Consider the following 13,037-nt stretch of genomic DNA (forward strand, 5'->3'; position numbering starts at 1 on the left):
TGCGCCACGCCCACCATGCTGCAGGCGGCCGATGTCGTCGAAATGATCCGCTTGAGGATCGGACGCTCAGCGCGGTTGAGGTCATAGTGGGGCGAGGGCCATGAGGATCTCGTCGCGGTCGTCTTCGGGCGTCAGCCGGTACGCGCCTCGGCGGCGGCCGATCTCCGTGTAGCCGAGGCGGCCGTAAAAGTCCTCCAAGCCAATGCCGGACCGTGCGGCGAGATGGAGCTGCTCCAGGTTCATCTCGTCACGGGCGATCTGGCGGGCGTGGTTCATCAGCGTGGCCCCGATTCCGCGGCCGCGGTGCTCAGGGTGGGACTGGACGTGATGCACGGTGCCCCAATGGGCCACCAGCGGATGAGGGTCGCGGCGGATGTTGAGCCAGCCCGCCAGGGCACCGTCGACCATGCCGATGACGAGGCGGCTGAGCTGCGGGTCCAGGTCAGAGATGAGCCTGTGGGCGGCCGGGTTGACGTCGGCGGCGGTGACGGGCGGGAAGGGGAAGCCGACGGCGCCTCCGTCGTTGCTGACGGCCACCCAGCATTCGACCAATTCACGGGTCAGGTCGGCGCCGATCTGCTGCGGAAGCAGGATCTGGCGGATGTGAAGGGACGTGCTGCTCACGGGGGCGATTGTGACAGCCGCTCCTGACATTCATGTCAGCAGGATTCGGTCCTGTCACGACCCCCGTCATCCGCTTGAGAGAGGTCTGCAGGACTGTGGCGGGTCTGCTGGAGCGGTTCGGCGAACACTAGGGCGGCCGTCGATGGGGCTCGGCTCCGTAGAGGGCGGCACAGGCTAGTTCCGTGGGTTGATGTGGAGGTGCTCGTCAAGGGTGGCGACGAGGCTCGTGGCCAGGTGTGGAAGGGCGGTATCGGCCCAGTTTCGGGTCGCGCTGAGGAAATCCTGAAGGTTTCGCTCGCTTGTGGCGAGAAGCTCGGTGAGCCGCTTGGAGTCGAGGTCGAGAGTGGGTTTCGGTGACCTGGCGTCCTGCCAGAGTCTGATGTATCCGTTGTGGTGTTCGAGACGGGAGTCCGGGCTGTGGCCGAGGAAGATGTCGTGGCCATCGGCAGCAGCCTGCCAATCGCGCCAGTTTTCCAGTCCGAAACAGCAGCCTGGTACGAACTCCGCGCCCGTGGCGGTGTCGTGGAACCGAAGACCACCTGGGGCAATCAGCATTTCGGCTTCGGCGAGATGGTGATCCAGCAGCGCGGCGTCCATGACCTTGTCGAGGGGAACGTTGTTGTAGGCGAGGATTACCGCGATCGCGGTTCCGACTTCCAGCCGCGTCATCGTCCCCGAGAGCTCCAGGTACCGCCGGCCGGAGAGGTCGGAGATCGGCCAGGCTGTGAAGTCGTCCAGCGGCTCGGCTTCGAGGACGACATCGACCGTGATCATGCGCTGAGCTTGAGGACGAGGGCGGTCTCCAGTTGGAGCATCCGGTGCAGGACGTCCAGGCTGGCGGCGGTGGCCGGTGCGGTGGGGGACGGGATGCTTGTGAGCCTGATGGATGTGCTGGCGATCGCCGCGGAGTAGGTGGCGTGGAGTGCCGCTTCGTCGGCTGATGCCAGGGCGTGCGCGAGGTGGAGCATCGCGGTCCGGTGGTGCTCGGAACTGGTGGCGGCCAGCTCGGCGATCGGCTGGATGATTCCGGCGGTTTGCGCCCTGTCGGGGAAGGCTGCGGCGAGGAAGGCCAGCCCGCTCTGGACGGCTTCGCACTCACCTGGCCAGCGTCGTAGCAGTGCGGGGGCGACGGCTTCGACGGCATTCTGAGCTGCCGTCTCGTCCGGACTCTGGACGGAGCCGAGTCCGAGTGCGGATCGCCTGTCGGCGTCTTGCGCCGCGAGCCGGCGTCCGACGGTTCCGGCCTCGGTGAGCAGGAGCAGAAGGAACGCTCGAAAGGGCGCCGCGACCTGTTCGTGTTCGATGATCCCGGTCAGAAAGGGAATCTGTTCCGCGGTGTGCGGGGAGCATGTGCCTTGGTGCAGGACGGCGTCAGAGAGTTCGAAGAGCAGTTCCTGGTCGTCTTCGAACTGTGCTGCTTCGTCGGTCAGCCACCAGCTGATCATCTGAGTGGCTGCGCCGTCGGTTTCCAGTCGGCGCGCGACCGCGCGGACTGTGTCCAGCAGCGATGGCAGCCCTCTGGTGATGGGTGCCGCTGCCGCGACGGTAGGCGCCGCGATGTCCTGCGGGGTGGGAAAGGACCGCGCGACGGCGACACGCCGTTCGTGGGCCTGTTCTTGAGGCAGGTCGTGGAGCAGGCCGTCGAGGTCCAGGAGACGCAGCATCGTTTCACGGTGGGCGATGGACCCGCCTTCGCAGAACCCGAGGTGGCTCCTTGCGAGCGCCGCGACCGCGACTTCTTCACACTCGCGCTGGTGGCTTTCGGTGGCGTCCTCGGTGGCGAGTTCGTCGACCACCGAGCTGACCTGCCACCAGCCCTCCAGCTCTGGCCGCGAAAACTCGGGCTTGCCGAACAACCGGTTCGCGGGGTCCAGATGCGGGAGGTACATCGGCCGCATCCGCACCCAGCGATGCCCACGATCGGCGAGATCGGCCGCCAGCAGACGCCCGTGATCTTCATCGGGCATCGCGAACCGGTACTCCCGAAGCATCGCAACCGGGCTGCCCGACTCCTGGGACACGCGCTCGCCAGACATTCGGGAATCATAGATCGCAAAGCAGTCCGTACCGCGCCGCGCGGGACCGGGCGTCTCGCGTCCCGAACACGCTCGAAGGCGGGACGGTTGCGATCTTGGTAGGTGCCCAGGTCGGGGCGTCTCGAAAGTCGTCCGAAGTACAGGTCGGTGGCACATCCACGGAGGGCCTGGGGGATCCGGAGGACCCCGCGGAGACTTCGGAGTGCACGGAGGGTTTCAGCCGTGCGGCCAGGACTGGGTGGAGAGCGCGGACGCGGAGCCAGGCGAGGACCAGGAGCGGCGGCGGGCGCTTGGTCGGATTACGTGCGGTTCTGTTCCGGTGTGGGTGTAGCGGCGAGCGGCGTTGTGTCGGGGCGGTGTCCGAAGCTAGCTGGTGGGTGGTGTGGGGGCTGGGGTGGGCTGGTAGCAGAGGCGGACCATGCCTGAGGGGAAGGTCGTGGTGCTGACGAGTTCAAGGCGGACGGGGCCGATGTCGTCGAAGATCCGTGGTCCGGTCGCCCACAGGTAGGGGCTGACGTTGAACCAGAACTCGTCGACGAGATCGTGGGCGATGAGGTCGCGGGCGAACTCCCCGGCGCAGGGGACGATCAGGTTGCCGTCGTGTTCGTCCTTGAGGCGGCTCATGGTGGTGGCGAGGTCGCCTTCGAGCAGGGTGGCGTTCCATTCCAGCGGCCCAGTTAGGGACCGGGACGCGACGTATTTGGGCATGCCGTTCATCCGGGCCGCGTACGCCTCGAAGCCGGGGACGTTGGCGAGTTGGGGCCAGGCGGCGGCCAGTCCCTGGTAGGTCCTGCGTCCGAGCACCATGGCGTCGGCGGCCTGCCACATCTCAAGCCCGGCCTGCATGCTGTGGGGGTCGGTGACCAGCCAGCCGCCCTGCGGTTCGGCTGCCGGTGCCTCGAAGGCGCCGTTGACGGTCATTGCGACGTTGATGATCAGTCGTCCCACGGGAGGCTCCTTGTGTCGGTGCGGGGTGAGTCGGCGGTGAGGGTTTCGGCGAGTTTGTCGAGGCTCTGGCCGAAGCCGATCTCGATGCCGGCGATGAAGTCGGCGGACTCGACGGTGCTGCCGTCGAGCTGCCAGTGCACGTCGAGTTGCGTGCCGGTGCCGGTGCCGGTGTCGGTGGGCTGCAGGGCGAAGGCGACGTGGGCTGTGAAGGCCGGATCGCCGTTGGGAAGCAGCGGGGACATCCGGTAGGTGAGGCGCTCTTGGGGGTGCATCTCCTCGACGACTCCTTCGGCGCGTCCGACGACGATGTCCGAGCCGTCGGCGTCCTCGGCGTCGCGGTATTCCAGGACGATCCGTCCGCCCGGTTGCGCTTGGAAGACGAGTTCGGAGACGCGCAGGTCGGTGGGCGTCCACCATCGGGCGAGCAGGGAGGGCTCGGTCAGGTGTTGCCAGACGGGCTCGGGGCGTCCCGCCAGCGTCCGGCGGAATCCGAAGGAGCGGCCGTCGGCCCAGCCCGGCTCCTCCGCGGCGCGCCGTTCCGCGTCGATGCTGGCCGCGTGGCGGTCGTGGGCCTCGAGCGGGCCGCCGGGCCGATCCGCGGTGTCGGCGAGCTGGTTGAGCGTGGCCGCCAGGTCCCGCAGTGGGCCGGGACGGAGCGTGTAGAGGCGGCGCTGGCCGTTTCGCTGGGACGTGACGACGCCGGCGCGTTCGAGGGTCTGGAGGTGCTTGGTCGTCTGGGGTTGGCGCGCGTCGGCGAGCTGGGCCAGGACGCCGACCGGCCGAGGCCGCTCGGCCAGCAGGCAGACGAGCCGCCAGCGAGCGGGGTCGGCCAGCGCGGCGAGGAGTGTTGCGTCCATGGCCCGGAAGTATTCATCAGGAAGAATATTCGTGTCAAGGAATATCCCCTGGCTGGGTTGCCGGATCGGCTAGGCCCCGATCTTGCCCAGAGTGACTGTCAGTGGGGCCTGCCACGATGGCCCGCATGACGGCAACCGACGTCCTAGCCCCGTTCCAGTGGCTCAACGTGCGCGAAGGGGAGGGAGGCGGCTGGCTGGGTGTGACCTTCAGCGTGGCCTTCTTCCGCGGGCTGGACGTGACGGAAGTGGTGCGCCGCTTCAGTCGCGGCGAGGACTCCGGCCACGAGTCGGACTTCAGCGGACTCAGCGAGAAGACCCACGAGTTCGTCGACCGGACGGCAGGCGGGTATGGCGGCGGCTACGTGGGCGTCTTCCCGGCCGGTGAGTGGTGGGTGGCCATTGAGCCCCACGGCTGGTTTGCCACCGACCACCAGGTGGTGACCGAACTGTCGCGGGGTTGCGAGGTGCTGGCGGTCACCCGGCACGACTATGCCGCCGAGCACAGCTTCGAGTACGCGATCGATGGCACGCTCGTCACCGGCTACCGGTTGCGGCATCCCCACGATCGTTACGGCTCCGACCCTGACCGGCTCAACGGCTTCATGCGGGAGTTGGACATGGGCCTGGACGAGCCGGACGATGACGCCGCCCGGGACGCCGCCTGGGAGGTCAACTACAGCACCGCCGTGCCAAGGGGCTTCGCCCTGGCGGCAAAAGTAACCGGGATGCCGCTCACGCCGGAAATGCTCCGCCGCCCAATGCTGGTGGGCCCCATCGCGCAAAGATGACCACCTTCTCGGCGACGACGACACGATGAGGCGTGGAGGCGTGGGCCCGTCGACCTCCAAGCAGCTCACCGTGCTGGCCGCGACATCACCAAGGACGGCCGCCCGTGGCGGGTGCCCTGCCATCCGCCAAGGCCCACGCTCCCTCGGGTACCAATAGCAAGATTTTCTGCAACGGCAGTCAATTGCCCAGGGCTTGCGCCACGTCCCACAGATACAGCCCGGAATTGCTGCCGGTGGCGAGGGTGCGGCCGTCGGGGCTGAACGCCATGCTCTGGACGCTGCCGTTGGGGTGCTCGCGGGAGTCGGTGCTGAGGTCCCAGGTGGTGATCGGCCGACGGTCGGCCACATCCCACAGTGTCAGTGTCGCCCGGTAGGCATTGGCGCCGCTCGCAGCCAGTGTTTTGCCGTCGGGACTGAAGGTCACTGTCTGGAAGGGGCCCGCAATGCGGTCTCGGTCCACGAGAGTGGTGAGCTGCCGGTGGTGGGCCAGGTCCCAAAGCATCACCGCATCCTTCTCGCGGGAGGCGACGGCGAGAATGCGACTGTCAGGGCTGAACGACCCGCTGTCGCGGCCGGTGAGGGTGGCGATCTGTCGGCGTCCGGCCAGGTCCCACAGCGTTACCGAGTTCTCGATCTCTGGGTTCCCGAAGGCGGCGGACAGAGTGCGGCCGTCGGGGCTGAACGCCACGGTTCCGACGGCGAACCGGTCGTCCTTCTCACGAATCTCGCGACCACTCAGGGTGACGATCCGCCGGCGCCTGGCGACGTCCCACAGCGTCACCGAATCCTCCTGGCCGTAGGCGGCGGCGAGGGTACGGCCGTCGCGACCGAACGCCACACGATCGACGCGGCCGCGGAGGGTGCCGACCGCCTTACGCCTGGCCACGTCCCACAAAGTCACCTGCTCTTCCCCGGCGGTGGCGAGGGAGCGGCCGTCGAGGCTGAACGCCAGACCCGAGATCCCGGAGTAGACCCCCTTGGCGAGAGTGGCGAGTTGTCGCCGGCCGAGGACGTCCCACAGTGTGATTACTTGCTCAGTGCTGCAAGCCAGTGTCTTGCCGTCGGGGCTAAATGCCACACCCGTGACGTTGGTAGGGGTATAGCTCTCGTTGTCGCCGAGGGGGTCGCCCTGGGGTGGCCGTGGTTGTGGTCGTGGCGGTGGTGATGTGGAATTTGCCGCGCGGAAGAGGCCGTAGAGGCCGCCGAGCCCGGCTGCACCGACGGCTCCGGCGATCAGCAGCGAGTGTCGCCGGCTGAGGCTCGGCGGCATGACCTCGGTGGGGGCGTCCGCCGGCGGTGGCGTGCCGATGCCGGACGGGGGCGGCGGTAGGGACGGGGCGGTGCGACCGCCGCTTTCGGATACGGAGTCCTGGCGGCGCCATTGGATTATCTCGGCGGGAGTGGGACGCTCCTGCGGGTCCTTGGTCAAGCAGGCTGTGGCGATGGCGCGGATGGGCTCGGGGCAGCCATCGAGGTTGGGCTCGCCTTCCACGATCCGGTGGATGACCGCCGGTGCCGCTCCGCCGCCAAAGGCCAACTCGCCGGTGGCGGCGAAATGCGCCAGAACGCCGAGTGCGAAGACATCGGCCGCCGGAGTAAGGGCGTGCCCGAGGATTTGCTCGGGTGCCATGTAGGCGGGTGTGCCGGGCTGGACGCCGGTCTCGGTGACCGATGTGGCGTCGGCGGCGCGAGCGATGCCGAAGTCGATGACCTTGGGGCCGTCGGTTGTGAGGATGACGTTGGAGGGCTTGAAGTCGCGGTGGATGACGCCGGCGTCGTGGATCGACTGCAGAGCCTCGGCCACCCTGGCGATCAGGGCCAGGGTCACCTCGACGGGTAGCGGCCCGTGTTCGGTGACGGCGTACTGCAGCGAGGGACCAGGAATGTATGCGGTGGCCAGCCACGGCTCGTCGGCCTGGACGTCGGCGTCGACCACGGGGACGGTGTAAAGGCCCTGGACCCGTCTGGCCGTGGCCACCTCTTGTGCAAAGCGTTTGCGAAAAGCAGGGTCGGCTGCGTACTCACGGTGCACGAGCTTGACCGCCACCGCACTGCCCGCGAGGGTGCGCCCCAGCCAGACGCGTCCCATCCCGCCCTCGCCGAGGACCGCCTCCAGGCGATAAGGACCCACGGCGGTCGGGTCACCAGGGCGAAGCGTTCGGTGCGGAGGTGGCGTTGTCGGCCACCCCACCTGCTGCCGGGCGGTCACGGGCGGCACCGCAGGCGGGCCATCGCCCGATTGAGACATACCGCTGTCTCCCTGTGGTCCGTCACCCCATGCCAATTTGCCTCAAACAGCCACGGATCACCCGGCGGAGGCGGCGGTCAGTTTAGCTCACGCGACCCTTCTCGAACACACACTTAGAGTGACGCTTCGTCCGACTGCTCCTCGGCAGCCAGGTCGAAAGTCAGGGTGAGGGTGGCGTACTGCATCCTTCTCAGCCTTCCTGGGCGCCGTCCGTAGGCCAGGCAGGCTGCAGAGCGTCCTCGCCGTTTAGGTTTTCCAGGCAGTTGAGGAGCTTCGGTCCTTGCTCGGCTCGCACGATGAGCCGGGCTCACCCCACGCCTCGGGCGGCGATGAGCGGCACGATCTCGACGTCGATGTTCACGGTCTCGCCACCGGGTGCGGTCATGGGTTCGGTGGGATGGAACTGCGTCCAGGCGGTCACTGTCTTGCTCCCAGCCGGTATGTCGCCCATTGCTTGGTGAGTGCCGCGTGTTCGGCGACCCAGGCGGCGGAATTGGTCTCACTGTGCGTTCGCCATTTCTCGGCGAAGACCTTCGAGAACAGGTCGAGATGCGTCGGCTCTGCGTCGGACCAAGGGGCGAACTGAGAAACCCACTCGCTCGCTTCTCGTGGGCTGTGACCGGCTTTGAGCAACCAAGGGATCAGGAGACCTAGCTCCACCCAAGCTTGGCCACGGGATACGAACGCCCAGTCGACCACGTAGGCACGTCCCTCGGACGTGATGATCAGGTTGTCCTCGTTGAGGTCGGTGTGGAGCAGGGCGGAGCCGGCCATGGGGGAGACGTCTTCGGCAACGGACTGCCAGCGCCGTTCGACCGCCATCCGAACCACGTCGGGGCACGGGGTGGCCTGCACCGCTTGGATGGTCTTGGCGAGGACGGCCAAGTCCGGAGAATTCGGCGTGAAGTCGGCACGTCGACCGCTCACGTGCTCGAACCCGATGGCGACCCACTCCCCGACCTCGGCCTGGAACCGAAGCCGGGGAGCGAACTCCGAGACGTAAGGGTTGACAGCTGCCTCGCGGCGCAGCGACATGACCTCCGGACCGTCTCTGTCCGCCAGCTTCCGAGCGGCCTTGACGAAGGTGAGGCCCTCCGGACTGTGCAGCGTAGAGGCGATGTCCGCGTGGTTGCCTGTGGGAGCGGGCTCAATGGAGCTGATCGGGCCGGTCTCGGCCTCGATTTCGGCCCGTAGCTCGCCGGGCAGGTCCGTCCAGTCGCCACGCATGATGTTCCTTCGGATCAGAACTTGATGGTCAGCGGCCCGTTGGGCATCAGGTCGTCCCAACTCCCCAGGAGCTCGCGACCGCTCTGGTCGTTGCACTCAGGCGGGCAGCAGGAGGAGCCGGACTCGTCGTCCCAGAACTCGGGGTCGACGTACATGCCGGTGGCCTTCAGGTACGGGATCGTGCGGGCGAGTGCGGCTCCGGACCGGATGTCGTCGTCCATCACGGGCCGGTGGTGGATCATCGAGTCCGCGAACGCGAGGCTCATCGGAAGGTACACCTCACTCCGCTGGAGCGCCTCGTGCCACGCCTCTGTGTGGCGGTCCCCAACTACCGCGACAAAAAGCGCGGTCATGCAGGCCAGCACGAGGGCACCGAGGCCTCCGTCGGCACCACACGGGCGTGGCTGACAAGACCCGGAACGCGGCCTGACGACGGGTCCGGCTTAGAGGGTGTTCAGGCTGTGAGGCCGAGCCAGGAGGCGAACCGGGTGAGATCGCGGTTGGACCTGCGGTGCAGGCTGACCAGCACGCGAGTGGTCTCGCGCACCATCGGGTGATACCTCGTCTGCTCTGGCGCCCTTCGGCGGGCCTGCTGGAGGGCCCGCAAGGTCGCGGCGCGGTCCCCGGCCATGAGGTGAGCGCGCGCCAGGTCGATGAAGTGGTGCCCGGCCCGGGTTGGCGGTACCGAATTCGGCGGGACGAAGTTATCCGCGAGCGTGACGGCCTGGTCGACCTCGCCGAGTTCGATATGAGCGGCGACGGCGTGGATATGGGTGTTGACCTGGCCGAACGTCAGATGGTAGTGGATCCGGTCGTCACCGCCCACCTCGTCGGCCAGGCGGTGGGCGACGTTCAGGTGGTCACGGACGGTGGCGGCGTCGCCGCCGCGCGAGGCCAGCGTGACCGCCCGCAGATGCATGCTCCCGGTCAGCGTGAGCGCGGCCGGACCGGGCAGATCGGTGTGATGGGCCAGGTCGGCGCGGGCACGGTCGAGGATCTGCAGGCCGTGGTCGTAGTTCCCGGCCGCCTGGAAGGAGTTCACCCGGGTCCACGCCGCGAGCCCGACCGCGAGCGGGTCCTCGGCGCGCTCGGCAGCCCAGCCGAGCTTGTGCTCGATGCTCTCGGCCAGGTCGCCGTAGCCGAGCCGGTAGGCCAGGCCGTGCGCAGCGTAGTACCCCGAGGTCAACAACCCGAACGCGGCGCGGCGGTCGTCACCGGAGGCGGTGAGGGCGACCGCGGTGAGTTCGGTGAGCAGATCGGGCAGACGTTCGCCCAGACGGGCGTAGTGGCCACTGCGGCGCAGCTCGGCGACCGTGATCACCTCCGCCCGCAACGTGGTCAACGGGCGCGGCTCGACCTCGTCGCCGGGCGGAAGATCGTACCTGCGCAGCACCGCGCGGAGTTCGTCGATCGGCGCGTGGGTCGCGTTCTCAGCGGCATCGTAGGGCTGGCCGTGTACGCGTTCGATCGGCACCCGCAGCGCCCGGGCGACGGAGGCGACCAGTCCGTGGGACGCCGGGCGGTCACCGATCTCGACCTTGGACAACAGGCTCTTGGACACGTTCGCGCGCTGGGCGAGCTGGTCCTGGGTGAGTCCGGCGGCCTTGCGTAGCAGCGCGATGTTGGTCCCGGTGCCATCTTCGGAGGCGTTCTCGGTGGCCATTGGTGAATCCCTTCCCGGCGCGCGGCTTGGGCTCTGGGCTGGTCGGCTTCAAGGGTAGGCGTCGGTTACCAAGGCAGCCAGAGCCGCCGCCATCCGCGCGGACGGCTGTGCAACTTCTGTGTGACTTCCCGGCGCAATCTCGGTCTTTGCTGGAACGAGCAAGCCCACCAGAGCCGCGCCCGACAAGGAAGGACTCGCACATGGCCGCCACCGTCCTGGACTCCAACAAGGCCTCCTCGCTGGAGGTGTTCCAGGCGCCCGACGACCCGCCGCTGAGCATCGGCCACCTGTTCACCGGAGACGATCGCTACATCGTGCAGACCCCGCCGGTGCGCAACGACTACAAGAAGAAGTCCGGCTCCTCCGACGGCGCCAGGACCTACGACACGACGGCGACCTGAAGCACCAGGCAGATGGCAGGGCCCGGTCACCGGGCCGGGCCCTGCCCTTCGGCCTAGCGGCGAAGGAGAGACGGTTGTGCTGAAACTGCGGATCGACCCGGAACGGATCGACCCCGACACTTCTCCGGCGTGGAGGTGGGACGGCACCTCGTATGTGACCGGCGACGGCGGCAGCCGAGTGACGCCGCACGCACATCGGCTGGTCGAGCAGGTCGCCGCCACCGACGGCACCCGCACCGTGATCATCGTCCGGGAACGCGTGCCCGGGCGCCCGGTGACATCGCCGGTGCCCTTGCCTGTCACAGCGGGCGAACTGGAGGAGATCACCGCCCAGGCCCGGCGGTGGCCGGTCGACCACGTGCTGATCGAAACCGCGGCGCATCGGCCAGTGCGGATCACCGCCGGAGCGGTTCGGTCCACGCCGCTCTTCCTGGCCCACCGGTCCGGGACCCTGCACGGCTCGTGGGATATCGCGGACCTGCAGCCGTTCGCCGCCGGGCTCAATCCCAGGGAGGCGACCCGGCTGCTGATCTACAGGCCCCGGTATTCCATCGACACCGCGTTCGGCGGGATCTGGCGGCTGACCGAACGGGCCACAGCCACCTTCGGCGGTGACCTGGTCATCGGCTACCCCGACCCGGTCTTACACGCCCAACCCCGCGACCTGGCCGACGGTGCCGACGTGCTGGCCGCGTTCACCAACGGGATCGACGCCGCGTTGGCCGCCCGCCCACTCGCTCCTGCCGAAACCGTTTGCCACTTGACGGGCGGGCTGGACTCCGGCTCGATCGGCACCCGCGTCGCCGACCGCTGGCCAGGGCAGGTCAACACCGCCACGCTCATCATCGTCGGGCCTGGCCGCCGGCAACAGATCCGGCGCCGCGCCGAGATCCTCACCAAGGTCCCGTTCGGCCCGCACGACCTTCGGCTGGACACCCAGGACCGATTGATGTTCGCGCCCGCCGACGCCCGGGTGCGCGGGAAGCTGGTCAGTCCTTACGACGAGCCGCTGTATGAGCATTTCACCGACCTCAACACGCAGATCGCCGCGCTCGGTGCACATACCGTGGTGACCGGGCTGGGCGGAGACGAGATGGTCGCCGTCGGGTCGGCCGAGTCCGCCCAGGCCGCCGCCGACAAGGCCGACAACTATGAACTGCCCTGGCTCGGAGCCCGAGCATGCGCCGCGATCGAGTACGGCGACGACGGCATCGCGCCGCCTGCCATGGCCGGCGGCATCACCCTCCTTGCCGCCGAGTGCGTCGCACCGCCGCTACTGCGCGCCGGGCTGTGGCCGGTGCATCCGTTCATGCACCCGGCGCTCGTCGAGCTGGGTGATCGGCTCCCATACTTCTGGCGCGACCTCAAACAACTCCAGCGCCGGCACCTGGCCACCTTCGGGCTCAGCCACGACGCCTGCAATCCCAAAGAACGCGAGAGCTTCGCCGAACTGGTCGAGGAATCCCTCACTCTCCATGGGGTGCCGCTGCTGCGCCGCATCCTGGACGAAGGATCACCGCTCATCGAAGCCGGGCTCATCGACCCCGACGGCCTCAAAGCCTCCGTCGTCGACCTGGAGACCGGGCCTTACACCGAGGAGCCCTACTCCAAGTTGATCGAGGTCATCACTCTCGACCAGGCAGCACAGGCATTCCTGCCCTGAACCACTCCGACAGATCGAGCCGCTCGGCCCGCCGCGCCATCATGAACAATCGGGCGTTCGTCCGCTGCTCAGTGCGTACCAGCTCGAACCCCTGCGACCGGTTGTAGCGAGCCACCTCCTCAAAGTGGCAGTGCCGCCGCACCCACGGCACACCGAGCCGCGCGGCCTGGTCCACTGCCCACCACGCCATCAATGTCCCCGGCTTTCGGTCACGAAGGCCGGGGAGAGTGATCGACCCTGACAGATACAAGGCAGGCTCGGCGCGTTCCTCGTCCGTCCACCCCCATGGCGGCCCCTGGTCCTGCACGAGCATCTGCCCGACGACTCCGTGGTCGTCGTCCTCCAGAAGCCACACGTCCCCATCGGGGTTGTCGCACTGGGCGACCAAGTCATCAAGCGCGTCTCGCCAGCTCTCGAGGCCGCGCCGCTCCAGCCAGTCGCACCGAGCCTCCACCACCCTGGCAACCTGAGACCGATCGCTCCTCGACGCAGGACGCATCACGAACATGAACCCGACACTATGACTCCGGTGCCTGCGGTGGGGCTAGGACCTTGGCGGCCAGGTCGGCGCTGAGGGAGCAA

General features: G+C 68.1%; 13 protein-coding genes. 3 read left to right on the forward strand and 10 right to left on the reverse strand.

Features of this window, described 5'->3' with window-relative positions:
- Positions 1-81: 81 nt before the first annotated feature.
- The 5 genes from ACH35V_RS01075 to ACH35V_RS01095 form a co-directional block, all read right to left on the reverse strand.
- Entirely contained in the window at positions 82-624 is a 543-nt protein-coding gene (locus ACH35V_RS01075; protein ID WP_395969578.1) for a GNAT family N-acetyltransferase, read from the reverse strand.
- Between the two features lie 174 nt (positions 625-798).
- Entirely contained in the window at positions 799-1,398 is a 600-nt protein-coding gene (locus ACH35V_RS01080) for a hypothetical protein (RefSeq protein WP_395969579.1), read from the reverse strand.
- Positions 1,395-2,660, reverse strand: a complete 1,266-nt coding sequence (locus ACH35V_RS01085) for a hypothetical protein (protein ID WP_395969580.1) — start codon at positions 2,658-2,660, stop codon at positions 1,395-1,397. The genes ACH35V_RS01080 and ACH35V_RS01085 overlap by 4 nt, the downstream gene beginning before the upstream one ends.
- 366 nt (positions 2,661-3,026) lie before the next feature.
- Positions 3,027-3,608, reverse strand: coding sequence for a dihydrofolate reductase family protein (locus ACH35V_RS01090; protein WP_395969581.1), 582 nt, complete (start codon positions 3,606-3,608; stop codon positions 3,027-3,029).
- On the reverse strand, positions 3,596-4,465 hold the full coding sequence (locus tag ACH35V_RS01095; protein WP_395969582.1) for a metalloregulator ArsR/SmtB family transcription factor: 870 nt from the start codon (positions 4,463-4,465) through the stop codon (positions 3,596-3,598). The genes ACH35V_RS01090 and ACH35V_RS01095 overlap by 13 nt, the downstream gene beginning before the upstream one ends.
- Positions 4,466-4,590: 125 nt before the next feature.
- Here ACH35V_RS01095 and ACH35V_RS01100 point away from each other — a divergent pair, with 125 nt between their 5' ends.
- On the forward strand, positions 4,591-5,253 hold the full coding sequence (locus tag ACH35V_RS01100) for a DUF6461 domain-containing protein (RefSeq protein ID WP_395969583.1): 663 nt from the start codon (positions 4,591-4,593) through the stop codon (positions 5,251-5,253).
- A 178-nt stretch (positions 5,254-5,431) separates the two neighbouring features.
- Here the strand turns inward: ACH35V_RS01100 and ACH35V_RS01105 are convergent, their stop codons facing one another.
- The 4 genes from ACH35V_RS01105 to ACH35V_RS01120 all read right to left on the reverse strand — a co-directional run bounded on the left by ACH35V_RS01105 (position 5,432) and on the right by ACH35V_RS01120 (position 10,391).
- Entirely contained in the window at positions 5,432-7,501 is a 2,070-nt protein-coding gene (locus tag ACH35V_RS01105) for a WD40 repeat domain-containing serine/threonine protein kinase (RefSeq protein ID WP_395969584.1), read from the reverse strand.
- Between the two features lie 417 nt (positions 7,502-7,918).
- The gene (locus ACH35V_RS01110) at positions 7,919-8,728 is read right to left on the reverse strand and encodes a phosphotransferase family protein (protein ID WP_395969585.1); all 810 of its coding nucleotides are present in this window, start codon (positions 8,726-8,728) and stop codon (positions 7,919-7,921) included.
- Between the two features lie 14 nt (positions 8,729-8,742).
- Positions 8,743-8,994 carry a hypothetical protein gene (locus ACH35V_RS01115; protein ID WP_395969586.1) on the reverse strand — a complete coding sequence of 84 codons (252 nt, stop codon included), beginning with the start codon at positions 8,992-8,994 and terminating at the stop codon, positions 8,743-8,745.
- Positions 8,995-9,182: 188 nt separating this feature from the next.
- Entirely contained in the window at positions 9,183-10,391 is a 1,209-nt protein-coding gene (locus ACH35V_RS01120) for a helix-turn-helix domain-containing protein (protein WP_395969587.1), read from the reverse strand.
- Between the two features lie 200 nt (positions 10,392-10,591).
- On the opposite strand from ACH35V_RS01120, the gene ACH35V_RS01125 reads away from it, so the two are divergent.
- The gene (locus ACH35V_RS01125) at positions 10,592-10,792 is read left to right on the forward strand and encodes a hypothetical protein (protein WP_395969588.1); all 201 of its coding nucleotides are present in this window, start codon (positions 10,592-10,594) and stop codon (positions 10,790-10,792) included.
- A 76-nt stretch (positions 10,793-10,868) separates the two neighbouring features.
- Complete coding sequence (locus ACH35V_RS01130) at positions 10,869-12,455, forward strand: asparagine synthase (RefSeq protein WP_395969589.1); 1,587 nt, start codon at positions 10,869-10,871, stop codon at positions 12,453-12,455.
- Here the strand turns inward: ACH35V_RS01130 and ACH35V_RS01135 are convergent.
- Positions 12,418-12,963, reverse strand: a complete 546-nt coding sequence (locus tag ACH35V_RS01135; RefSeq protein WP_395969590.1) for a GNAT family N-acetyltransferase — start codon at positions 12,961-12,963, stop codon at positions 12,418-12,420. The genes ACH35V_RS01130 and ACH35V_RS01135 overlap by 38 nt on opposite strands.
- Positions 12,964-13,037 lie beyond the last annotated feature (74 nt).

It is taken from the genome of Actinomadura sp. 1N219, assembly GCF_044326405.1.
GTDB lineage: Bacteria > Actinomycetota > Actinomycetes > Streptosporangiales > Streptosporangiaceae > Spirillospora.

Coding starts and splice junctions, on each gene's coding strand:
- ACH35V_RS01085 (WP_395969580.1), bottom strand. CDS start 2,660: ATGTCTGGCGAGCGCGTGTCCCAGGAGTCGGGCAGCCCGGTTGCGATG.
- ACH35V_RS01125 (WP_395969588.1), top strand. CDS start 10,592: ATGGCCGCCACCGTCCTGGACTCCAACAAGGCCTCCTCGCTGGAGGTG.
- ACH35V_RS01100 (WP_395969583.1), top strand. CDS start 4,591: ATGACGGCAACCGACGTCCTAGCCCCGTTCCAGTGGCTCAACGTGCGC.
- ACH35V_RS01120 (WP_395969587.1), bottom strand. CDS start 10,391: ATGGCCACCGAGAACGCCTCCGAAGATGGCACCGGGACCAACATCGCG.
- ACH35V_RS01115 (WP_395969586.1), bottom strand. CDS start 8,994: ATGAGCCTCGCGTTCGCGGACTCGATGATCCACCACCGGCCCGTGATG.
- ACH35V_RS01135 (WP_395969590.1), bottom strand. CDS start 12,963: ATGTTCGTGATGCGTCCTGCGTCGAGGAGCGATCGGTCTCAGGTTGCC.
- ACH35V_RS01080 (WP_395969579.1), bottom strand. CDS start 1,398: ATGATCACGGTCGATGTCGTCCTCGAAGCCGAGCCGCTGGACGACTTC.
- ACH35V_RS01105 (WP_395969584.1), bottom strand. CDS start 7,501: ATGTCTCAATCGGGCGATGGCCCGCCTGCGGTGCCGCCCGTGACCGCC.
- ACH35V_RS01095 (WP_395969582.1), bottom strand. CDS start 4,465: ATGGACGCAACACTCCTCGCCGCGCTGGCCGACCCCGCTCGCTGGCGG.
- ACH35V_RS01110 (WP_395969585.1), bottom strand. CDS start 8,728: ATGCGTGGCGACTGGACGGACCTGCCCGGCGAGCTACGGGCCGAAATC.